Genomic DNA, 22,629 nt, shown 5'->3' with positions numbered 1-22,629 from the left:
ACAAATGTAAACGAAGTTTTTTGTTCCCTTTAATTAGTTCATAAGAATTAGTATATTATATGAAGAGTAGTTTTTTGGAGTGAGGGAAATTATATTGGCTATTAAATGTGAAAGGGTTCTTAAAAAGGGTTGTACATATTAGAATGACTAATATGTACAACCCTTTATTTTTGTTCTTCAATCCTAAAGAGTTTATCTTTTTCGGATAAACTTAATACAATATGTTTATCATTGTTTAGTTCCTTAGGAATCTTATCTTCTAATATTGAAAAGACTAATTGTATATTATTTTTCCAAGCAAAATCATTAACCTTTAACAGCTGATTTCCATGCATTAATTCTTTCTTATCATTCAAAATAAAGTTTAAATTAGGAATCCCTTCTCTTCTAGCAAATAATATATATGCAATATCAAAACATAAAATTTCTCCTTGTTTTTTTCCTGAGCTCGTATTTAAATTAAAGCACTCAAATGCATAATACTTTTGCTTAGTCTTCCTGTCCTCTTTTACTGAAAATGTAATACCGTACTCTTCACCGTAAAGCTCCTTTGAAACTTCTTTAAAATGTTTATTGAATTTCATGAGTTGTTTTAGGAGCAAACTCTGAAATTCAGTTGTAAACCTGTTGCCATCTAACAATTCAATATCATCATTTATTTTAGTTATATTTTCTTCTGAAGTTTCAATCTGGGACAAGCTATTTTCCAATTCCCCAAGTTTTCGATGATTGTTGGTTAAGTCAGAAATAATATTTTCTAAATCACTAAAAGTATCACTTGAAGAAAGTATATTTATTAAATATTTTTCGTTTGCTAGTTCTTTTTCTAAGTTTTGATTATGTTGTTCTATTTCTAACTCTAAACTAGGCAAATCTTGTGTTATATATTTTATTTTTTCGATTATCATATTATTGTGATATTCAATCATTTGCTCATATGTTTTTTGAATATCATTAACACTTTTTTTTGCAACTGAATATAACTCTCTTAATGCATCCAAATCAATATCTACAATATCTTGTTTCAACTCATTTTCAGTCTCTTTTAATAGGTCTTTTCTTAATGATAATTCACTTATTTTTGAGCTAATCTTGCTGATTTTATATTTAGTATTATTAAGATCTTGTAGTTCGTCTTCATATTGCTCATTTATATTTAAGTTGCGTTTTTTTTCTTCCAAGTTCTTGATATTGTCTTTTACTATATCTATTTGTAACTCTAATTCTGGCTTAGCTTGTTTTTTCTCTAATCTTTCCTTAAAGTTTTGCTCAACCTTAAGTTTTTTCATAAGATAAGTTCTATCAGAAACAGGTAGCCCGAACATGTATAAATAAAGCGTCTCGTACTCAACATTCGTTGAGAATCTACTAAGTACTTTAAGTGTATTATTAATTCTTTCATCCTTGTACCGTATGTTATGAGCAAAAATTTGTCTAATTCCAGGCTTATTGTTTTCTCTCTCACCAATAATTAATGCACTTAACTTCTCCTCAAAGTCCTTACCATTGTTTTTAGTAAGATTTTTTCCATTAATCTTCATGATTTTCTTATTTCTTTGTAGGAAGTTTCGCTCTACAATAACTTCACGCGATTTTTCATCCAATAAATCTGCCTTTAATTTTAAAGTAATTAATATCTCTTCTTCAACCAAGTAATTCTTAACAAAATCTATTATCTTTTTAGATTCCGGATCTTTATAAATTTGTTCAGGATCACCGCCTAGGCAATAATCTATTAACGCAAGAACAGTTGTCTTTCCAATATTATTACCCGTCTCAATTTCACTTTTATTTTGTGTTTCATCTACAATTAAGTTTGTTCCTAAATGAAATGGTATTTCTCTAATAATCTTATCTTTTGATTCAATTTTTAGTCCTTTTAAGTACACAAGAACACACCTCCTTTTTTATCAACCTTGGCTGCTTCAACTAAGTAAAGCCAATCCAGAGAATAAGCAAATATTTTTAAGGATATTTGATATTTTTCTTTTACCGTATTATATAGAGTTACTATATCTTGCCCTTCTTGATTTTCTATCTCTTTTATTAATAAAGATGCACAGTAATAGATACTCAATTCTGGTTTTATATCATTAAGTAGCAACATGAGTATAACCCCTAGGATTCTTAAAGATTTTGCATCGAATAAATGCATCTACAACTATAATTCTAATACTCATATCAATTTCCTCTTCAGGTATCTCTCTCACTAACTCGCTTTTAAGCACATGCTCTTCTACCCTTCCAATAACATTAAGAAACTTCTCAACATTCGTTGATTCTTTATCTAATACTTCTTTTTCGTAAAAGGAGGTTATCTTTCTTAATACAGAAACAGTCTTATTAGATCCTTCTCTAATGAATTCCCTATAAATTCTATCAAGGTTACCATAGTATATCTTATATTCATCAAAAGTGGATTCCTTAATATCATTCAGTTCATTGAACTCAATTTTTTCTTCAATCCCATAATCATTTAATTGAATTTTATTAGGAACATCATCCAAGTTTTCTTTAGATAAAAAGTTTACAATTGTTGCCAAATTAGAACTAAGTTTTAAAGTATCCGGTCTTTCTCCAAATTCTTTTTGTATTAAGTCATGTATTATAGTCATTTTATCAATCGATAATTGCGATATTTTTTCTAACACCGTAACTTTATCTAAAATATCAGTGTTAGAGTCAAAGGTAATATCATACTTGTTATTGTAAGTAACTCCCCTTAATTTTTTAGCTTCAGTAGCCACAAAAATAAATTTTATACTATACTCTTCATCTGATAACTCTTTTATCTTATCTTTCTCTAACGTACTATTTATCTTCGCTTTTGTTGCAGTCGAAGATATTTGTATAACTACTTTATTAGCTACGTCTATTAAATCTATAGCTTCAGCATTAGCTTTACCAATATTAGACGGTTCCAGGTTATATTCATACAAGACATTTAAAAGATCTCTATATAACGTTTCAGAATGAATATTTAAATGAAGTAAGTTAAGCTTTCCATTTGAGGTGATTCTATATGAAAGAACTTCTAACTTTTCAGCAATGTAATCGTAATATCTCTGTCTATTCACATTTATCATCCGTTCAAAAGCGTTTTTTTTGATTATACATTATCTAGAAATATTTATAAATACTCATCGAAAATCCTGTTTCTTCGCTCTTTAATCCACGAAAGTTTGAAATGATCTGCTTTTACTCCTGAATAATAATGAGGACAAAAGGTCCTTTTTGGTTATTCATCCATAGGTAGGCTTTTCATTTTCTTTTTGGATAAGAACTGTTGCAATATGTACAGCGTTTCACTTTGGCTTTTGCTCCTTGTTTGTGAGGTCCGCGAAAACAAAGGAGCGTTTGCTTTATTTTGGCCCCCATACTCGATAGCTTCCCGGGCATTAATCTGCATACCCAAGCTTTGTTCTTGGACGGAAACTCTGGCAGCGACAAATATTATTTTACTTTTTTTATTCTAGTTTTTCCAAAAGTGAAAATTGGGTATTGCTACGCTTCATTATTGAAAAGTGCATTAGCCTCAATGATCAGGAATTAAGTGCCTTACTAAAGTGTTAAAGGATAGGACAGGCGTCCCTTCTATTTTTTATCTATAGACGAAATTGTAGACCATATACATCAAGTGGTTGTCAATTCTATGAATGAAATTTAGGTTTAAAATATTAAGTTGGATTATCTTCAAAACTAGGTTTTATTCTGTTTGGTGTTTTTTCAATAATAGAATTGAATTATTATATCAGCACTCTTTCTGGGGAAAACAACCTTTATTAAATTAAATAAAATTCCTCCATTATGTGTGTTGATAAAAATTTTCTTTAACAGAGTGCCGGCGGGAGCAAATAAAAAACCTTATGTATTTTTGATTCATTCTAGTAAAGCGTACTCCAATTTGTGGAATCTAGTTGAGTATTATTAATTACATCCCAAATCGATTGCAGTCATCATCTTCTTAAAATAAAAACTCATATTTTTACTCTCTCTATTTTTAGTAAACAGATTTTCAGTAGTTAATGTCATGGTACGTCTTAGGAAGCTATTTTGTTAGTGGATCATTTAATTTTTCATAAGTCGCATTTTAAACTATTACGTCATCCTATATTTGTATTGTTCCTAATTACTTACTTATAAATGAGCAGATACCTGACTTGTTAGCAGTGCTAAATGAAATATTGGAAAGCGTAAAAAAGAGCCCAGAAAAAGTCATCCCTGAACCCTATATTCCTCTCACTTCATATACCGATACTCCCGCAAACTCTCCAAAATAGCCACTTCCTGCAGCAGTTCCTCACCGACATTCGTTTCCTTCACTTTCTTTCGCTCAAGCTCTTTGTCCACTAATCGTTTCACCGTTAAGACGTCGGTTCCGGTGCTTAGGACTTCTGCCTTGGAGTTGAAGTGTTTATGGGCGACGAGTTGCATGCCGTAGGAGTTGTATAGCAGCGTGTAGCCGGCGATGCCTGTTGTGGATTGGTAGGCTTTAGAGAAGCCGCCGTCGATGACGATCATTTTTCCGTTTGCTTTGATTGGGTCTTCTCCTTCGATTTCTTTTACGGGTGTATGGCCGTTGATGATATGGCCATGATCTGGATTGAGGCCGAATTCTGCCAGGATGTTTCGGCAGGTTGCCTCGTCTTCGCGTAAATAATAATACGGGTTTTTCTTTTCTTTATGCGTTTCCTTCTCTTTAATGAAATACCGCTCAAATGTCGTCATGGCGCGTTTTCCGAAGAGGGAGGAGTACTCGCCTGTCCATAAATACCAGGCCATATCTGTCGCCAGGTCATCGGTTTCTTCCGGGTGGGCAAACGCTTCCCGTAAGAATCGTTCAAATACATCAAGCAGCTCACGGCCCGCATACGGTTTATCCTCAATCATCATCGTTTCCATATTGCCGTTTTCATCAACTGGAATACAGCCGTGAATCAACAGGTTGCCGTTATATTTTAAATAAAGGCTGCCTTTTTTCATCATAAAATTCATATGGCGGCCCAGCTTTTCGGAATGCTGGACAGAGAATAGCAGCTTGTCTATGACTTCTGCTTCTTCTTCTAATAGCTGATCTGGCTGTTCGGGATTAATTGTCGCAAAGCAGGTGTTTTCCAGCTGATATGTTTTTCCGTGCAGCGTGATTTCATTTTTATCGTAATCAATTTTCTCTAGTAACAAGCGTTCTTCCATATTAAAGTTCGGCCGTCTCTTGATAATCGGGCTCTCAAGCTTGAATTGAATCATGGCAATCGCTTGATGGATTTTTGTGATTTGCTTAATCTCATCCTCTGGCCTGTTGTCGTCTGCTTTTGGACGGAACGCTGGATTATCGTCATAGTATTTTTCGGCCAAGTTCAGCAGCGGTCTTAAATTGATGCCGTACACGTCTTCAATAATATCCAGGTTGTCATAGCGGGCACAGATACGGATAATATTGGCCAGGCATACTTTGGAACCGGAGTAGGCGCCGATCCAAAGGACATCGTGATTTCCCCACTGAATATCGACAGAATGATAATTGATTAGCTCCTCCATAATCCGATCCGGCTGCGGGCCGCGGTCGTAAATATCGCCGACCACATGCAGATGGTCGACCACCAATCGCTGAACGCTGTAGGCAAGGCCGGTGATCAATTTATCGGCTTGGCCAAGCGCAATGATCTGATCTATGATTTCGGAGTAATATTGCTCCTTGTTGCCAGCTTGTTCTGTTTTGTATAGCAGCTCCTCCGTAATATAAGCAAACTGGGCAGGCAGTGCTTTACGCAGTTTGGAGCGGGTATACTTCGAGGAGCAATAAGAAACGAGCTTAATCATTCTGTTAATCGTTTTTTTATACCACTCGTTTAACGCATCTTTCGCATCAAAATCATGTTTGATTAACTTCAGTTTGTCTTCCGGATAATAGACCAATGCTGCTAATTCATCAATTTCTCTATCGTAAATGACACCGCTGAAAATGTCGCGTATCTTCTCTTTTACTCGTCCTGAACCATTACGCAGCACGTGCTGGAATGCCTGATACTCCCCGTGCAAATCACTGACAAAATGCTCGGTGCCTTTTGGCAGGTTCAGTATCGCTTTCAAATTAATGATTTCCGTTACCACTTTTTCTTCACAATCGTATTTTTGTGCGAGTAAATCTAAGTACTTGCTTTCCAAAACCGTCCATCCCCTTTTTAGAATAAACCTATTTATGAGCGTGTGCATATCAGGTTAATTTAAAAGTATGTCATTATTTTTCATCATTGGACCTTATATGATAGTAACGCATAACTCCTTTTAGAGACAATGAAAATGAGGAAAAGAGGGTGGCGAAATGAGTGAGGATAAAATGGATGAATAAAGTGAAGCACAAAAAAACCAGATTTCAGTACAAATCTGGTTTCCTATAGCCGTTCAATGCTTTTCTTTCACCATCTTCATAAAGAGGAAAAAGATAATGAATACGATAAAGTAATTCATTGGATTCTTAAAGATGCTCATCTCTAGTGAAATCTGTAATAGTATCCAGAGCACGAAGATGGCTAGTATGGCAGGAATGATGATTTTGTACATGTCGACCACCTTCCATAGTTGATTGATAGAAGAGGGGTGTTTCTTCATTAGAAGCAAGGTGCAGCTGCCCTACAACAAAAAACTATTCGCCTGCACCACAAACTGCGACTGCTCATAATGATAAGAGATTTTCGAGAAATCAAACGGCTGCCCATTTGTCAGATGAAAAATACTTTCTATATAAAGCTTGGGCAGTCCAGCCTCCAGCCCCAAGTACTCCGCTTCTTCCTCATTAAGCTGACCCACATGAAGAAACAAATCAGAAAACCCAATCTTCAGTCCCAATCCTTCCCGAATGTAATGAAAGATTGAGTGAGACACAATTTCCTTGTTCAAGTACGTCACGATGGATTTGTTGTAATAGGATTCTTCGAAGCATAGGGTTTTTCCGTTGATATAGCGGACCCTTTTGACATAGTAGACGTCTTCATCAAGTCCGAGGTTGAGGTTTTCTGCCGCTTCCGGTGTTGGCTTTCTCACGTCCAGCTCAATGACCTTTGAGGTGACATTGAAATCCTCGAGGTCTTTTTTAAATCCTTGATTCGACAGGAGGCTGATGTAGCCTTTTCGTTTATGCTTTCGGACGAAAATGCCGCTTCCTCTGAGCTGAAAGATCGCGCCTTTTTGTTCTAGTAGATCCAGAGACTTTGTGATTGTGCTTTTGCTGACCTCAAACTGGGCCATGAGGGTTTCTAGCACTGGCAGCTTATCTCCCTGTTTAAGCTCGTGTTCTTCTATATAGTTTTCGATTTCCGCTGCGATTTGCTGGTACTTTAACATACGCATTCCTCATTCATTCGTTTAGTTTCACTTATCAAAATTATAGCATAAACCGCTTACATAAATGATAAAGGTATAAATACTTTGTCAGAGTATTGATAAATTATACCGGTACAATTATAATGAAAGCGTAACCAAAACAAAGGGGTGGGTGAAAATGTCGGGGAAAGTGAGAGATTATACGAGACTAGCAAAAGACATTTTGGAGGCGGTAGGCGGGGAAGAGAATGTGATAGGGGCTTCTCGCTGCGCAACCAGGCTTCGCTTGGTGCTGAAGCGGTCTAAGCCGCAAGCGAAAGATATCGTTAAATCCATGCCCGGCGTAATTACGGTCGTAGAGAACAGCGGGCAATTTCAGATTGTTATTGGACAGCATGTAGGGGACGTTTTCGATGCGTTTTCGAAGCTGGTCAATATTGATCTGTCTGGTGACCAAAGCGAAAATAAAGGAACGATCCTGAACCGTGTTATTGCGACTATGTCAGCGGTATTTGCGCCATTTGTGTACATTTTGGCTGCGGCTGGTATTTTGCAAGGTGCATTAATTCTCATTAATTTACTGTTTGATGGCTTTGAGAAAACGGGAACTTATCAGGTTTTTAGTTTCATATCATGGGCGCCGTTTACGTTTTTGCCTATTTTTATCGCGATTACGGCATCAAAGCATTTTAAGACCAACACGTATATCGCTGTAGCGTGCTGTGCCGCGTTAGTCAGCCCGACATGGGCGGAGATGGCGACTCAAATCGCAGACGGAAAGAGCATTTCCTTCTTAGGGATTGCTTTATCGCAAACGACATACACATCTTCCGTGCTGCCGCCATTATTTCTAGTGTGGATGTTGTCTTACCTTGAACGATTCTTGAATAAGAGAATGAACGAAGTGATCAGACCGTTATTTGTTCCTTTCCTATGTATGGTCATTATGGTGCCAGTAACAATTGTCCTCATTGGCCCTGTGACAACATTAGGCGCAAATGGAATTGCAAACGGTTACAACTTCTTGGCGGAAAACGTGCCGGCTTTGGCTGGAGCCATCATCGGCGCATTCTGGCAGGTCATCGTGATCTTTGGCGTACATTGGGGCATTACGCCTATGGTATTGGCGAACTATGATCTATACGGACGGGATTCATTCCAGGCGTATCAAACGATTGCGGTGGTTGCACAGGTTGGCGCAGTGCTTGGCGTTATCTTAAAGGCGAGAAATAAGGAAACGAGAAAAGTCAGTGTGTCAGCTGGGGTGACCGGACTGTTTGGCATTACTGAGCCGGCGATCTACGGTGTGACCTTAAGATTTAAGAAGCCGTTTATCTTTGGCTGTATTTCCGGGGCGGTTGGAGCCATCACGGCCAGTTTCTTTAATCCGTATTACTTTGCGTATGCCGGACTTCCGGGACCTCTGACGATCGTGAATGGCATCAATGAACAATTCCCGACGTCCATCTGGGGTATTTTAATCGGTGCTGCGATTGCGGTGATTCTTCCTGTTGTGCTGATTCAGATCTTTGGCTATGGTGATGATACAGCTGCACAGCCGGAAAAGGAAAGTCTTCAAACGGCACAGGCAAATGAAGAAACCGTATATGCTCCGTTTAGCGGCAAGGTCATTCCGCTTTCTAAGGTGCCTGATGAGGTATTCAGCTCAGGTGCCATGGGACAAGGCTTGGCGATCGAGCCATCCGATAATAAGCTCTATGCTCCGTTTGACGGAACCGTCGTCATGGTCGCGCCTACAAAGCATGCGATCGGTCTGCGTTCAACCTCTGGTGTTGAATTGCTTGTGCACATCGGGCTGGATACAGTGACGTTAGACGGAACTCCTTTTGCCTTAAAGGTGAAAGAGGGAGATACAGTCAAAAAAGGCGAGGTGCTTGCTGAGTTTGATAAAGCATTCATTGAACAGAATGGGTTAACAACGATTACCCCAGTCATCATCACGAATTCACATGCGTATCAGGAAATTCTCATCGAGGATCTTGAAGTAAGTGCGTTAGACCAAAAATTATTTACAGTCGTAAGCTAGGGAGGAATATAAGATGGAAAAAATGCCGAAGGATTTCTTATGGGGCGGCGCTTTAGCTGCCCACCAATTTGAAGGCGGATGGAATCAGGGCGGTAAAGGGCCAAGTGTCGTCGATGTGATGACAGCGGGTGCGCACGGCGTACCGAGAAAAATCACGGATTCCATTGAAGAGAACGAATTTTATCCGAACCATGAAGCCATTGATTTTTATCACAGATACAAGGAAGATATCGCTTTGTTTGCGGAAATGGGATTAAAATGCTTGCGGACGTCCATCGGTTGGAGCCGGATTTTCCCGAAAGGCGATGAGGCTGAACCGAATGAAGAAGGCTTGCAGTTCTACGATAATGTATTTGATGAATTGCTGAAGCATGGAATCGAGCCGGTGATTACACTGTCTCATTTTGAACTGCCGCTCCATCTGGCAAGAGAATACGGCGGCTTCAGAAATCGCAAAGTCGTAGACTTTTTCGTCAAATTTGCTGAGGTTTGCTTCAACCGATATAAAGATAAAGTGAAGTACTGGATGACATTCAATGAGATCAATAACCAGATGGATGTGAACAACCCTCTGTTCCTATGGACGAACTCAGGTGTCGTGGTCGGAGAAAATGAAAATGCCAAGGAAGTCATGTATCAAACGGCGCACCACGAGTTACTTGCAAGCGCATTGGCAGTGGCAAAAGGAAAGGAAATCAACCCTGAGTTCCAAATTGGGGCCATGGTGTCACACGTGCCGATTTATCCTTACTCCGCTAATCCGGAAGATGTGATGCTTGCTGAAGAAGAAATGAGACAGCGTTATTTCTTCCCGGATGTGCAGGTTCGCGGTTATTATCCAAAGTATGCGCTAAAAGAGTTTGAAAGAGAAGGATACAATATCACGATCGAAGATGGCGATGACGAGATTTTGAGAAATGGAACAGTCGATTATTTGGGCTTCAGTTATTATATGTCGACAACTGTGAAAAGCGATGTCGAAAATGACAATACGGGAGATGTCGTAAACGGCGGGCTGCCGAATAGTGTTGAAAATCCGTACATCACATCCAGTGACTGGGGCTGGGCGATTGATCCGACTGGTTTAAGATACACATTAAATCGTCTCTATGATCGATACCAAATTCCATTATTCATCGTTGAAAACGGCTTTGGGGCGGTTGATACGCTTGAAGAGGACGGTACCATCCATGATCCGGAACGTATTCAATATTTGAAATCACATATTGAAGCACTGGAAAAAGCGGTCACTTATGACGGTGTAGATTTAATCGGCTACACGCCGTGGGGCATTATTGATATCGTTTCCTTTACAACAGGCGAAATGAAAAAGCGCTACGGCATGATCTATGTTGATCGTGACAACGAAGGAAATGGATCCATGAAGCGGTATAAGAAAGATTCATTTGAGTGGTACAAACAAGTCATTCAAACGAATGGTGAGGAATTATAAAGCAGATGGCCCGAGTCGAGCACTTAACCGAAGTGCCTGGTTCGGGTTTTTTTGTGATCCGAACCGATATCCAGTAATGGGAATAGATTACCAACGCTGATTGCTGTGTTATGATTTCACCTGTAAGATTCTTTTTTGTATAATTTAATATTAGAACGGAAGAAAGGGAGAGAGTTTGTGAGTAAAAAGGGATGAAAGCGGGTGTCCGGCTGAAGGTTTTAAGATCATGATAGAGTTCCCTAAGCAAATCTCCTGACAAAAATTTGGCGAGGAAGGGGCAACATCACATTGAAAAACATTTTAATAAGAGCTGGCATATCACCATTTGATACATTTAATGCAGCTGAAATGATTGTTCGCAACTCCATCGGCGGCAACGTAGGAAACCTAGTGTATGCTTACAGTGTGTTTCGTACGCTGATGACGGAAGAAACAACAATTACTCCTGATTATTATCGAATTAATCCGGCAGATGCTGAACAAATCAATAAAAAGTATGATATGTACATTATTCCGCTGGCAGATGCATTCCGAGAGGATTTTGTGCCTTCATTACGGAAATATACCCAATTAATCAAAAAACTAACCATTCCGGTTGTTGTAATTGGTGTTGGGTTGCGTGCTCCATTTGAACCGAAGTTAAATGAGGGTTTCCCATTTGATCAGGATGTAAAGGCATTTGTGAGTGCTGTGCTGGAGAGATCCAATATGATCGGTGTCCGCGGTGAAATTACAGCGAAATACCTTTCCAGATTAGGCTTCCGTGAAGGTGTTGACCATACGGTAATTGGCTGTCCTTCTATGTATGCGTTTGGAAGAGAACTAAAGATAAGAGAAACCAATATCACATCAGAATCGATGGTGACGGTTAACTCGTCAAGGCTGTCTCCTAAGCATGTGCTGGACTTCATTACGAGAAGCATGAAAGAGTTCCCTAATCATTACTTTATCCCGCAATGGCGGAAAGAGATGATTCTGACATATGCCGGTGCCCCTGCTTTAGCGAAGCCTGCCGATAATTATCCGGTCAGCATGGAAGACCCTGCTTATCAGAATGATAGAGTGCGGTTCTTTTTAAATGTGCCGACTTGGCTGGACTTCCTGAAACAAGCTGATTTGAGCTTTGGCGCAAGACTGCATGGAAATATCGCAGCGACGATCGCCGGAACACCGAGCCTTTTGCTGCCGAAAGATGCCAGAATGCGGGAATTAGCTGAGTACCATCAGTTAACGCATGTCATGGCAAATGAGATAACGGCTCAGACAAAACTGTCAGAATTAATTGAAACACTTGATTTCCATCAGCCTGAGAAACGGCAAGCACAAAACTTTGACCATTTTATCAGCTTCTTAAATAAAAATGAATTGGACCATATTTATAAAGAGAAGATGATTTCTGATACAGTTCCTTTTGACGAAAAGCTATCTAGCACGAAGCTTCTTCCGCCTGTGACTACAGTTAGCGGTTGCAGTTCTACAGAAACAGCTAAACGCTGGGAAGCGCTTATGGCATTAGAAAATGCCAAAAAGGAAAAAACCATTAAAGATCTGAAAAACAAGGTCAAAAAGTATCAAGGTACTTTAAATAGAAAATCAGTGCGTTTCGCTTTAAAAACAGCAAATATGCTTAGTGTGAAGTGACGATTCACACTACAATATTACAATTCTATTACAAGTGGATAAAATATGCAATATGGTGTAAAAAAGAAAGCCTCTATGCTGCCAATCAGGCAATATAGAGGCTTTCTTGTATTAGTTACGGATAAGGTAATCAAACGCGCCTAAAGCGGCAGTCGCTCCTGATCCCATTGAAATAATGATTTGGTTGTAAGGACCGTCTGTGCAGTCGCCGGCAGCGAATAAGCCTGGGACGCTTGTAGCGCCATTTTTGTCGACTACGATTTCGCCGATGCGGTTGCGTTCAACGGTTTCGTCTAACCATTCAGTGTTTGGCACGAGACCGATTTGGACGAATACACCTTGGAGTTCAACGTGTTTTTCTTCGCCTGTTTCGCGGTCTGTGTATGTGATGCCGTTTACGCTCTGATCGCCTGTGATTTCTTTTGTTTGTGCATTTTTGAGTACAGTGACGTTTGGCAGGCTGTAGAGACGTTTTTGCAAGACTTCGTCTGCCTTCAGTTCCGGCGCGAACTCTAGCACAGTGACGTGATTAACAATACCTGCAAGATCAATCGCTGCTTCGATACCAGAGTTTCCGCCGCCGATAACGGCTACGTCTTTGCCTTCAAACAATGGTCCATCACAGTGCGGGCAGTATGCGACACCTTTGTTTTTGAACTCTTGTTCACCAGGTACGTTGACATTGCGCCAGCGGGCACCTGTTGAAAGGATGACTGTTTTACTTTTCAGGACAGCACCGTTTTCGAGTTCAAGTTCGAACAGATCTTTTTTCTCAAGTCGTTTTGCGCGCTGAAGGTTCATGACATCAATATCATATTCCTTCACGTGCTCTTCAAGACTTGCAGCAAGCTTCGGTCCTTCAGTTGCTTTTACGCTGATGAAGTTTTCGATGCTCAGTGTGTCGAGAACCTGTCCGCCGAAGCGTTCAGCGACAACACCTGTGCGGATTCCTTTACGTGCCGTATAAATGGCTGCACTTGCGCCGGCAGGTCCGCCGCCGACAACAAGAACGTCGTAAGGATCTTTGTCAGCGAACTCAGATGCATCTGCGCCGCTGCCCATTTTCGCAAGAATCTCTTCGAGGGTCATACGGCCGCTTCCGAAGGATTCGCCGTTTAGGTAAACCGTTGGCACTGCCATAATGTTTTTGCTTTCAACTTCTGATTTGTATGCCGCACCGTCAATCATAGTGTGAGTGATGTTCGGGTTCAGTACGCTCATCATGTTTAAAGCTTGTACAACATCAGGACAGTTGTGGCATGTCAGGCTGATATAAGATTCAAAGTGGTATTCACCGCTGATCTTCTTCACCTGATCAATGACTTTCTGATCTACCTTAGGCGGTCTGCCGCTCACTTGGAGCAACGCCAACACTAATGATGTGAATTCGTGGCCCAGAGGAATACCGGCGAAAGTGACGCCAGTGTCTTCTCCGACGCGGTTCACACTGAAGCTTGGCGTTCTGTTCAATTCAGTTTTTTCAACAGTGATTTTAGATGACATGGAAGCCAGCTCATCAACGAGAGCCAGCATGTCCTTAGAAGTGTCATCTTCACCTGCACTCACTTTGAGAACAATGTCGTTCTCAATTAGCTGCATGTATTGATTTAATTGTGCTTTGATATTTGGATCAAGTACCAATTGAATGCACTCCTTAGATTTTACCTACTAGATCAAGGCTAGGTGTAAGCGTTTCGCCGCCTTCTTCCCATTTAGCCGGGCAAACTTCACCTGGGTTTTGACGAACGTATTGTGCTGCTTTTACTTTGCTGATCAGGTTGCTTGCGTCACGGCCGATACCGCCTGCATTGATTTCAACAGTTTGGATCACGCCATCTGGATCGATGATGAATGTTCCGCGGTCAGCAAGACCAGATTCTTCGTCAAGAACATCGAAGTTGCGAGAGATCGTTTGAGATGGGTCACCGATCATTGCGTAAGTGATTTTGCCGATTTTTTCAGAGCTGTCATGCCAGCCTTTGTGTACGAAGTGAGTATCTGTAGAGATAGAGTACACTTCAACTCCTAATTCTTTAAGTGCAGCGTATTGGTTTTGAAGATCTTCAAGCTCAGTTGGGCATACGAAAGAGAAATCTGCTGGGTAGAAGCAGAATACGCTCCATTGACCTTTTAGAGATTCGTTTGTTACATCGATGAATTCACCGTTTTTGAATGCTTTTGCTTCGAATGGTTGTACTTCTTTACCGATTAAAGACATAATGTTATTCCTCCTAAAAATGGTTTAGAAAGCAATAGTGCTTTCAATAATAATTCTAATTATATATGAATTATTAATTAATATATATTTTTTGTCAAGACAAAACCCCTTAATTATTTTCTCTTTTTCCTTTCATCATGTAGGAAAGTGCTGGTGTGATCAGCATAAATTACACTTTGACAAATATTCAAATTTTATATGTCTGATTCTCAATTAGTTGTGATATGTGAGTTTAGCCTATAAAAAAAGCTGGCAGCTGGTATAAAAGCTCCAGCTGTCAGCCTTATCTATTAGTTTGCATCAGACCAATTGGTATGGAAAACGCCATCCATATCTGTCCGCTCGTACGTATGGGCGCCGAAATAATCGCGCTGCGCCTGTAACAGGTTGGCGTTGGAACGCCCTGTGCGGTAGCCGTCGTAGTAAGAGAGCGCGGTGCTTAAGCATGGGAATGCGCTTCCGGCGCTGATTCCCTCGCAAACGACTTTTCGCATGCCTGTCTGATAAGCTTTAAGCTTTTCTGAAAAATAAGGTGCAATCAGCAGGTTTGAGAGATCTGGCTGCTCTTGGAATGCTTCGCTGATGACGTTCAGGAAATCCGCGCGGATGATGCAGCCGCCGCGGAAAATCAAAGCGATGTCTTTAAGCGGCAGGTTCCATCCGTAAAGCTCAGATGACATTTTATATTGAGCAAAGCCTTGTGCGTAGGCGCATACTTTTCCCATGTATAAGGCTTGTCTGACGTATTCAATCCAGAGATCCTTATCGTAATGTTTTTCCTCTGTTTCCGGACCGGCTAACAATTGCTCAGCCGCCATACGTTCTTCTTTTAAGGACGACAGGTAGCGGGCAAACAAAGACTCGGTGATAATAGCGGATGGAATGCCGTTATCAATAGCTTGCATGCTTGTCCATTTTCCTGTGCCTTTCTGGCCGGTTTTATCAAGAATGACATCGATCAGCGGCTGACCTGTATGTTCGTCCTTTTTCCGTAAAATCTCCGCTGTAATCTCTATTAAATAGCTTTTCAGCTCACCTTGGTTCCACGTTTCAAAGATGCTGGCGATTTCTTCGAGCGGCAGACGAAGCGTTTCTCTAAGAAATGTATAGGCTTCAGCAATCAGCTGCATGTCGGCATACTCAATGCCGTTGTGCACCATTTTTGTAAAGTGCCCTGCCCCTTTTGGTCCGATATAGACACAGCAAGGGTCATCTCCGACTTGGGCTGCGATTTTCGTCAGGATAGGAGCGGCTTTCTCATAGACGTCGCGATCTCCGCCCGGCATGATGGAAGGCCCTTTTAATGCGCCGACTTCCCCGCCGGAAATGCCGATTCCCAAGTAGCCGATTCCTTTTTCCTTCAGCTCGTCATATCTTCTTTCTGTGTCTTCGTAGTGGGAGTTGCCTCCGTCCATGATGACGTCTCCTTCATCTAGCAAAGGCATTAACGAATGGATGACGGAATCGACCGGTTTTCCCGCTGTGACCATCAGAAAAATTTTTCTGGGTGTTTCTAGTGATTGAACAAAATCTTGAAGCTCGTAGTACGGGCTCAGCGATTGTCCATCCAGCTTTTTCACAAGCTGGTCCGTTAAATCTCTGGTGTAATTATAGACGGCGACTTTTTCGCCTTTATTTGCCATGTTTAAGGCGATATTGCTTCCCATTACGCCTAAGCCTATGACACCAATTGTATTGAACATGTGTGTTACATCTCCTTCATTAATTTCATACAACTAAACTTAACAATAATATAAATCCTAGTCCAGCAACGGAGATAATTGTTTCCAGCAAGGTCCATGTGGCAAATGTTTCTTTCATGCTTAATCCAAAGTATTCTTTGAACATCCAGAAGCCGGCATCGTTGACGTGTGAAGCGATGACGCTTCCTGCGCCTGTTGCGAGCACCACTAATGCAAGGTTGGCATCGGACTGTCCCAGCAATGGAATGACGAGTCCCGTCGTGCTTAATGCGGCAACGGTTGCTGATCCTAAGGAGATGCGCAGGATCGCTGCGATGAGCCATGCCAGCAGAATCGGCGATAATGCCGTTTCTTTGAATAAATCCGCTACGTAGTCGCCGACACCGCCGTTGATTAACACTTGTTTAAAGGCGCCGCCTCCCCCGATGATCAACAGCATCATGCCAATTTGCGAGATGGCTGTAGAACAAGAGTCCATGACGGTTTTGATTGAAATGTTGCGTGCGATTCCCATTGTGTAAACAGCAACGAGCAGTGAGATAATCATGGCAGTCGATGCATTCCCGATTAAACGGATGAAAGCCAGGAAACTGTTATCCGCAAATCCTATTGTTTCTTGAAGCAAATCAATGATGGTAGCGATCGACATGATGATAATCGGAAGCATTGCTGTAAACACACTGATTCCAAAGCCTGGTGTTTCTTCAAGCTTGAATGTTTTTTGTGTGCCGAGTGACGAAATATTTCCGTTTTTCGCAAATGATGCAGGAACGATTTTTTTCGCGAACTTTGTAAATATTGGCCCTGCAATCAGGACTGTCGGAACAGCAACAATGAAGCCGTACAGCAGCACTTCCCCGATATTTGCGCCGTATTCTCCGGCAATTGCTGTCGGTCCCGGGTGCGGCGGCAGGAACCCGTGTGTGACGGATAATGCTGCGACCATCGGAATACCGAGATATAAAATAGAAATCTTCAATTCTCTTGAAATAGCGAATACGATCGGGATTAATAGAACCAATCCTACTTCAAAGAACAACGCGATTCCGATAATAAAGGAAGCAATCACAACAGCCCACTGTATATTTTTCTCCCCGAATTTGTTGACGAGCGTCATTGCTATACGCTGTGCGCCGCCTGAATCAGCAATCAGCTTGCCCAGCATCGCACCGAGTCCGAAGATGAGTGCGATGTGGCCAAGTGTCCCCCCTATACCTTCTTCAATGGAGCTGACAACTTTATCAAACGGCATCCCAAGTGCCAGTGCCACGCCGAATGATACAACTAATAAGGAAATAAATGTATTTAATTTCAAGCCCATAATCAAAAATAGTAATGCTAAGATCCCAAGTGCAACAATGATTAATGGCATGATAATGCCCTCCCCTTCATGTCATGTGCTATTTGTGTGTAATTAGGCTTCTTTGATAATTTGCAATTTGGGTGTATTGATTTTCTAATGATCTTGATAGATTGATGAATATCGGCATTAATGTTCTATATTCTTTAGCTGAGTCTTCGATTGGCGTATGTCTGTACGTGCTGCCGATCATGTCGGACACGGCATCGAACGAATCGATTGTCCCTGTCGCATACAGGCCTAAAATGCAGGCGCCGAGACATGAGCTTTCGTAGCTTTCGGGAACGACGACTTCAGATTCGAATATGTCCGACATCATTTGCCGCCAAACCTCTGATCTTGCAAAGCCGCCAGTCGCTTGAATTCGGGTGACCGGTCCGTCCATGCATTCTGTTAGCGCCAGGAACACAGTGTACAGATTGTAAATGACCCCTTCTAATGCTGCACGTATCATATGTTCTTTTTTATGTGACATGGTCAGGCCGAAAAATGAGCCGCGTACATCCGGGTTCCATAACGGAGCGCGTTCCCCGGCGAGATACGGATGGAACAGCAGGCCGTCAGAACCCGGTCTGACGCGTTCAGCAATCTTCGTCAGCACGTCATATGGGTCAATTCCCAGTCTTGTCGCTGTTTCGATTTCTGACGAAGCAAATTCATCTCTGATCCAGCGAAGAACGATGCCTCCATTGTTCACCGGACCGCCGATGACCCAATGCTTGTCCGTTAACGCGTAGCAGAAAATTCTCCCCTTTTCATCGGTTTGCGGCTGGTCGATAATGGTTCGGATAGCGCCGCTCGTACCGATTGTAACGGCGATTTCTCCTTTTTTAATGGCATTGACGCCGAGATTGGACAGTACGCCGTCGCTTGCGCCGATGACAAAAGGTGTTTCCGGATCGATTCCCATCTGGATCGCTAATTCCGGGCTACAGTGCTGAAAGATCTCGGTTGTCGGCACGAGTTTGGATAAGTGATCCGGCGTAATGCCTGCGATCGTCAGTGCTTCCTCGTCCCAATCCAAGCTTTTCAGGTTCATCATGCCAGTCGCTGATGCTAAGGAGTAGTCGATGACATATTCATCAAACAGCTGTTTAAAGATGTATTCTTTGATGCCGATATATTTTTTTGCCTTGGAAGCGATTTCTTTCCGTTCGTTTGTGATCCAGGCAATTTTGCTTAACGGTGACATCGGATGAATGGGTGTTCCTGTTCGTTTGTAGACCTCATGCCCGTTGAGTTCATCTTTAATCTTATGCGCCCAGCCTTCGCTTCGATTGTCTGCCCACGTGATGCATGGTGTCAGAGGCTGATCATTTTCGCCCATGGCAATGACGCTGTGCATGGCGCTGCTGAAGGAAATAAATGAGATCTGTTTTTCCGGGTGCTGTTTCGTGATTTTTGCAGTTGTATGGATGACAGCCTGAAAAATCAATTCCGGGTTTTGTTCAGCCGTTGAGATGTCTGGCGTATGGAGCGGATAGCCGATGCTTTCTTTCTGTACCACGTCTCCGTTTTCAGTGAATAATACAGCCTTTGTGCTGGTCGTACCGATATCGATTCCTAACATATAACTAGTCATTTTTGTGTTCAGCTCCTTTTGCCAGCATTTGTTGTGAGAGCCAGAGGTCCTCTACTTTTTCTTGCACATCGTCAAAATTCTGGTGCAGAGACTGAACCATCAGCGCCCTGTCCTTTGTTTTGATCGCTTGAATATAAAGCTCATGGTTATCCAGAATCCTTGAGAAATCTTCGTACTTTTCCTTTAACCGTACCCGCATTGATAAAAGAATAAAGCTTTCCATTACGGGTTTTAGATTGTTCCAGATCATCTGAATGTATGAGTGATCAATGGCGCGGATAATCGTTTCATGGAATAACACATCCTGAAATGAAAACTCGTCCGCGTCCTCGTATTTGATGGAGACTTTCATTATTTCTAGAATCTTGCTGAGATCTTTGACTAAAGGCTCAACGTCGATTTTGACAAGCCGTTCAAAGACAAACGTTTCTAATAATAAACGCACGTCATATATTTCTGCGATTTCCTTTTCAGTTAACCCAATCACAACCGCTCCCATTCGTTCTAAACGAATGATTTTTTCGGAAGCCAGTATTTTTAACGCTTCGCGAACCGGCGAACGGCTTACGGAAAACTCAGCCGCGATTGTATTTTCTGATAGAATGGTACCGCTTTCAATCATGCCTGAAATAATTCGCATTCTCAGCTCGCATGCAACGCGAACGCCGGTTGACGCTTTTGAAAGCCATTTTGCGGGATATAACAGGTCCTTGGAGTCTAGCATACGCTCACCTTCTTCACTAAGGAGTATACTTGTATACAAGTATGATAACGTGAATGTTTTATTAATGCAAACACTTTCATTTCTAATTTTTTATAAAATTTTTCCCAATTACTCAATATGTATTGTGCATCTTCACTATGGTAAATTGAAGAAAAGACAGTGTAAATCATCACTTTTTGAAAGAGGCGATTGGATGAAAATCATTATTGCACCGGATTCTTTTAAGGAAAGCTTATCAGCGTTAGAGGCTGCTCACGCCATAGAAAGAGGCTTCAAAACAGTTTTCCCCGATGCCGAATATCGGAAGCTGCCGATGGCGGACGGCGGTGAGGGGACTGTCCAGTCATTAATTGATGCCACGGGCGGAACCATAACAGAGCAGATTGTCACGGGTCCGCTGGGGGAACCGGTTAAAGCGTTTTTTGGCATAATGGGAGACGGAAAATCAGCTGTGATTGAGATGGCTGCCGCATCAGGGTTGCATCTTGTGCCCGCAGAGAAGAGGAATCCGCTTGTCACTTCTACTAGAGGAACGGGAGAGTTAATCGCAGCGGCTCTTGATGCGGGTGCAGAGCATTTGATCATCGGAATCGGCGGAAGCGCCACAAATGATGGCGGAGCCGGGATGGTTCAGGCGCTGGGCGGAAGGCTTCTTGATGAATCAGGCTATGAAATCGGCCCCGGAGGCGGTGCGCTTTCTCAGCTTTCCTCAATAGATGTGGCAGGACTTGATCCCAGATTACGGAATGTGAAAATCGAAGTCGCCTGCGACGTGGATAACACGTTAACAGGGCCAAGAGGGGCTTCCGCTGTTTTCGGTCCTCAAAAAGGCGCCACGCCTGACATGGTGCGTATACTTGACCAGAACCTGTCTCACTTTGCGGATGTGGCAGAAACAACGCTTGAAACAAGCTTCAGGGAAACAGAGGGCGCCGGTGCAGCAGGCGGTCTCGGTTGGAGTCTGTTTACTTTTCTTCGTGCTGATTTGAAAAGAGGCATTGATATCGTCCTCGATGCGGTCCAGTTTGAAAGCAAGGTTCAGGATGCAGATCTTGTGATTACCGGCGAAGGGCGGATTGACAGCCAGACAGTTTACGGCAAGACGCCGATTGGCGTGGCCAAAGCGGCTAAGGCATACGATGTGCCTGTCATTGGACTTGCGGGATCAGTTTCGCGAGACAGTGATGCGGTCTATGCACACGGGATGGATGCCCTTTTTAGCATCGTGCCGGGAGCCGTGCCCCTTGCAGACGCACTTGGGCATGCAGCCGAGAATATGGAAAGAACGGCAAGAAACATTGCGGCATCCTTAAAACTGGCGAAAACGATGTATCTGATATAAAGCCGGTCAAGCACATGCCCGTGCATATACACCCTCCTTTCTGGGTACAGACAGATAACCAAGCACAACCTAGAAGGAGGACACAGACATGACTGTACAAGAAATCAAAGGCAAAAAACTAGTAAAAGGGATCGCACCGAATGTAAAACCCGAAGCCTTATTAAATGATAAACGAAAAGTATTTTTGTTTGGTTCCCCGAGTTACACAAACATCGGAGACCAAGCGATTGCGTATGCGGAAGAGAAATTTATTAAAAATCATTTTCCTTACTATGAATATATTGAAATTATGGACTACGCGACGGACGAAGGCATTGAATTGGTGAAGGAGATCATCCGTGAAGACGATATTGTCTGCTTTACCGGCGGAGGAAATCTGGGGAACCTTTACCTTGATATTGAGGAGGACAGAAGGAAGGTCTTTGCAGCGTTTAAAGACTATAAATCCATTTCTCTTCCGCAATCCGTCTATTTTGAAGATACAGAGGACGGAAACAAAGAAAAGAAAAAAACACAGGATGCGTACCATCAAAATCCAAATTTAACGATTGCCGCGCGGGAGACACAGACGCTCGACGTTGTGAAAGAAACCTTCAATTCAGATGTCATCTTTACACCGGATATGGTGCTGTCTTTGGATATCGTACCGAAAGAGCTTGAACGGGACGGCGTTCTTTTTATTTTAAGAGCGGACAAGGAGAAGGTAACCGATGAAGATTTTATTTCACACATGATGAAATGGGCAGAAAAAACAACCTATGCGGAGCGTACAGACACGGTGCTTGATACGGTCGATATGATTGATTACGAGGATCGGGAAAAGCATTTCATGGAAATGCTCGACCGCATTGGTTCCAGTAAATTGGTGGTGACAGACCGCCTTCACGCTATGATCTTCTCGATTATCACAAAAACGCCATGCCTCGTCTTTGGAAATAGCTACGGCAAAGCTAAACATTCATACCGAGATTGGCTTGAAAGCTTAAACTTCATTGAATACACAGATAAAAACGATATTGAGGAATTAGAGCAAATGATTGACCGCCTGCTTCAAGCAGAGCCGAATGACGTTGATTTGTCTAAGGATTTTCAGCCGCTGATTGATTTCTTTAGATCGTAATGGGAAAAGCAGACTGGGAACAGTCTGCTTTTTTCTGTGCTAATGATGTTTTTCCAGACGCACAGTTTCATTCGTGATTCGTTCTCGCTGCGCCACTTCGTCGGAGATGATATCTTCTT

At 41.9% G+C, this 22,629-nt stretch carries 17 protein-coding genes; 5 read left to right on the top strand and 12 right to left on the bottom strand.

Annotated features, from left to right (window positions below; translation table 11 throughout):
* Nucleotides 1-164 precede the first annotated feature (164 nt).
* The 6 genes from NYE43_RS21140 to NYE43_RS21115 all read right to left on the bottom strand — a co-directional run bounded on the left by NYE43_RS21140 (nucleotide 165) and on the right by NYE43_RS21115 (nucleotide 7,341).
* Nucleotides 165-1,889: a DUF2326 domain-containing protein gene (locus NYE43_RS21140; RefSeq protein WP_341062648.1), complete on the bottom strand. Its 1,725-nt coding sequence runs from the start codon at nucleotides 1,887-1,889 to the stop codon at nucleotides 165-167.
* Entirely contained in the window at nucleotides 1,880-2,107 is a 228-nt protein-coding gene (locus NYE43_RS21135) for an ABC-three component system middle component 6 (RefSeq protein WP_341062646.1), read from the bottom strand. The genes NYE43_RS21140 and NYE43_RS21135 overlap by 10 nt, the downstream gene beginning before the upstream one ends.
* Complete coding sequence (locus tag NYE43_RS21130; RefSeq protein WP_341062645.1) at nucleotides 2,094-3,077, bottom strand: ABC-three component system protein; 984 nt, start codon at nucleotides 3,075-3,077, stop codon at nucleotides 2,094-2,096. Before NYE43_RS21130 ends, NYE43_RS21135 begins: the two co-directional genes overlap by 14 nt.
* A 1,162-nt stretch (nucleotides 3,078-4,239) precedes the next feature.
* A complete protein-coding gene (gene fbp / locus NYE43_RS21125) occupies nucleotides 4,240-6,165 on the bottom strand; it encodes a fructose-1,6-bisphosphatase (RefSeq protein WP_142396748.1) in 1,926 nt (641 codons plus the stop codon).
* A gap of 237 nt (nucleotides 6,166-6,402) precedes the next feature.
* Nucleotides 6,403-6,561, bottom strand: a complete 159-nt coding sequence (locus NYE43_RS21120; protein ID WP_106019867.1) for a hypothetical protein — start codon at nucleotides 6,559-6,561, stop codon at nucleotides 6,403-6,405.
* A gap of 69 nt (nucleotides 6,562-6,630) precedes the next feature.
* Entirely contained in the window at nucleotides 6,631-7,341 is a 711-nt protein-coding gene (locus tag NYE43_RS21115) for a GntR family transcriptional regulator (RefSeq protein WP_106019866.1), read from the bottom strand.
* Nucleotides 7,342-7,498: 157 nt separating this feature from the next.
* Between NYE43_RS21115 and NYE43_RS21110 the strand changes: the two genes are divergently transcribed.
* From NYE43_RS21110 to NYE43_RS21100, 3 genes are all read left to right on the top strand, one after another.
* On the top strand, nucleotides 7,499-9,367 hold the full coding sequence (locus NYE43_RS21110; RefSeq protein WP_268496334.1) for a beta-glucoside-specific PTS transporter subunit IIABC: 1,869 nt from the start codon (nucleotides 7,499-7,501) through the stop codon (nucleotides 9,365-9,367).
* 13 nt (nucleotides 9,368-9,380) lie between these two features.
* Nucleotides 9,381-10,820 carry a 6-phospho-beta-glucosidase BglA gene (bglA, locus tag NYE43_RS21105; protein ID WP_339235105.1) on the top strand — a complete coding sequence of 480 codons (1,440 nt, stop codon included), beginning with the start codon at nucleotides 9,381-9,383 and terminating at the stop codon, nucleotides 10,818-10,820.
* A 288-nt stretch (nucleotides 10,821-11,108) separates the two neighbouring features.
* A complete protein-coding gene (locus tag NYE43_RS21100) occupies nucleotides 11,109-12,461 on the top strand; it encodes a polysaccharide pyruvyl transferase family protein (RefSeq protein ID WP_216394730.1) in 1,353 nt (450 codons plus the stop codon).
* 111 nt (nucleotides 12,462-12,572) lie between these two features.
* On the opposite strand, the gene ahpF is transcribed toward NYE43_RS21100, so the two are convergent.
* From ahpF to gntR, 6 genes are all read right to left on the bottom strand, one after another.
* Nucleotides 12,573-14,102, bottom strand: coding sequence for an alkyl hydroperoxide reductase subunit F (ahpF, locus tag NYE43_RS21095; protein WP_341062639.1), 1,530 nt, complete (start codon nucleotides 14,100-14,102; stop codon nucleotides 12,573-12,575).
* A gap of 13 nt (nucleotides 14,103-14,115) precedes the next feature.
* Nucleotides 14,116-14,679: an alkyl hydroperoxide reductase subunit C gene (ahpC, locus tag NYE43_RS21090; protein ID WP_024123485.1), complete on the bottom strand. Its 564-nt coding sequence runs from the start codon at nucleotides 14,677-14,679 to the stop codon at nucleotides 14,116-14,118.
* Nucleotides 14,680-14,969: 290 nt separating this feature from the next.
* On the bottom strand, nucleotides 14,970-16,382 hold the full coding sequence (gene gnd / locus NYE43_RS21085) for a decarboxylating NADP(+)-dependent phosphogluconate dehydrogenase (RefSeq protein WP_103672050.1): 1,413 nt from the start codon (nucleotides 16,380-16,382) through the stop codon (nucleotides 14,970-14,972).
* A 25-nt stretch (nucleotides 16,383-16,407) separates the two neighbouring features.
* On the bottom strand, nucleotides 16,408-17,754 hold the full coding sequence (gene gntP, locus NYE43_RS21080) for a gluconate permease GntP (RefSeq protein ID WP_103672049.1): 1,347 nt from the start codon (nucleotides 17,752-17,754) through the stop codon (nucleotides 16,408-16,410).
* Between the two features lie 28 nt (nucleotides 17,755-17,782).
* A complete protein-coding gene (gntK, locus tag NYE43_RS21075) occupies nucleotides 17,783-19,324 on the bottom strand; it encodes a gluconokinase (RefSeq protein WP_103672048.1) in 1,542 nt (513 codons plus the stop codon).
* Entirely contained in the window at nucleotides 19,317-20,048 is a 732-nt protein-coding gene (gntR, locus tag NYE43_RS21070; RefSeq protein ID WP_103672047.1) for a gluconate operon transcriptional repressor GntR, read from the bottom strand. The genes gntK and gntR overlap by 8 nt, the downstream gene beginning before the upstream one ends.
* Before the next feature lie 193 nt (nucleotides 20,049-20,241).
* Between gntR and NYE43_RS21065 the strand changes: the two genes are divergently transcribed.
* Together NYE43_RS21065 and NYE43_RS21060 are read left to right on the top strand one after the other, a co-directional pair.
* Nucleotides 20,242-21,390, top strand: a complete 1,149-nt coding sequence (locus tag NYE43_RS21065; protein ID WP_103672046.1) for a glycerate kinase — start codon at nucleotides 20,242-20,244, stop codon at nucleotides 21,388-21,390.
* An 88-nt stretch (nucleotides 21,391-21,478) separates the two neighbouring features.
* On the top strand, nucleotides 21,479-22,510 hold the full coding sequence (locus tag NYE43_RS21060) for a polysaccharide pyruvyl transferase family protein (protein WP_101859675.1): 1,032 nt from the start codon (nucleotides 21,479-21,481) through the stop codon (nucleotides 22,508-22,510).
* The last annotated feature ends 119 nt before the right edge of the window (nucleotides 22,511-22,629 follow it).

The sequence above is a fragment of the Bacillus sp. FSL R5-0434 genome (assembly GCF_038004745.1).
Lineage (GTDB): Bacteria > Bacillota > Bacilli > Bacillales > Bacillaceae > Bacillus > Bacillus halotolerans.
This window is presented reverse-complemented; position numbering and strand designations above follow the sequence as displayed.

What these genes read in the sequence shown, in the direction of transcription:
- NYE43_RS21135 (WP_341062646.1), bottom strand. Translation starts at nt 2,107, where the DNA reads ATGTTGCTACTTAATGATATAAAACCAGAATTGAGTATCTATTACTGT.
- NYE43_RS21065 (WP_103672046.1), top strand. Translation starts at nt 20,242, where the DNA reads ATGAAAATCATTATTGCACCGGATTCTTTTAAGGAAAGCTTATCAGCG.
- NYE43_RS21110 (WP_268496334.1), top strand. Translation starts at nt 7,499, where the DNA reads ATGTCGGGGAAAGTGAGAGATTATACGAGACTAGCAAAAGACATTTTG.
- bglA (WP_339235105.1), top strand. Translation starts at nt 9,381, where the DNA reads ATGGAAAAAATGCCGAAGGATTTCTTATGGGGCGGCGCTTTAGCTGCC.
- gnd (WP_103672050.1), bottom strand. Translation starts at nt 16,382, where the DNA reads ATGTTCAATACAATTGGTGTCATAGGCTTAGGCGTAATGGGAAGCAAT.
- NYE43_RS21060 (WP_101859675.1), top strand. Translation starts at nt 21,479, where the DNA reads ATGACTGTACAAGAAATCAAAGGCAAAAAACTAGTAAAAGGGATCGCA.
- gntP (WP_103672049.1), bottom strand. Translation starts at nt 17,754, where the DNA reads ATGCCATTAATCATTGTTGCACTTGGGATCTTAGCATTACTATTTTTG.
- gntK (WP_103672048.1), bottom strand. Translation starts at nt 19,324, where the DNA reads ATGACTAGTTATATGTTAGGAATCGATATCGGTACGACCAGCACAAAG.
- ahpC (WP_024123485.1), bottom strand. Translation starts at nt 14,679, where the DNA reads ATGTCTTTAATCGGTAAAGAAGTACAACCATTCGAAGCAAAAGCATTC.
- NYE43_RS21115 (WP_106019866.1), bottom strand. Translation starts at nt 7,341, where the DNA reads ATGTTAAAGTACCAGCAAATCGCAGCGGAAATCGAAAACTATATAGAA.
- gntR (WP_103672047.1), bottom strand. Translation starts at nt 20,048, where the DNA reads ATGCTAGACTCCAAGGACCTGTTATATCCCGCAAAATGGCTTTCAAAA.
- NYE43_RS21120 (WP_106019867.1), bottom strand. Translation starts at nt 6,561, where the DNA reads ATGTACAAAATCATCATTCCTGCCATACTAGCCATCTTCGTGCTCTGG.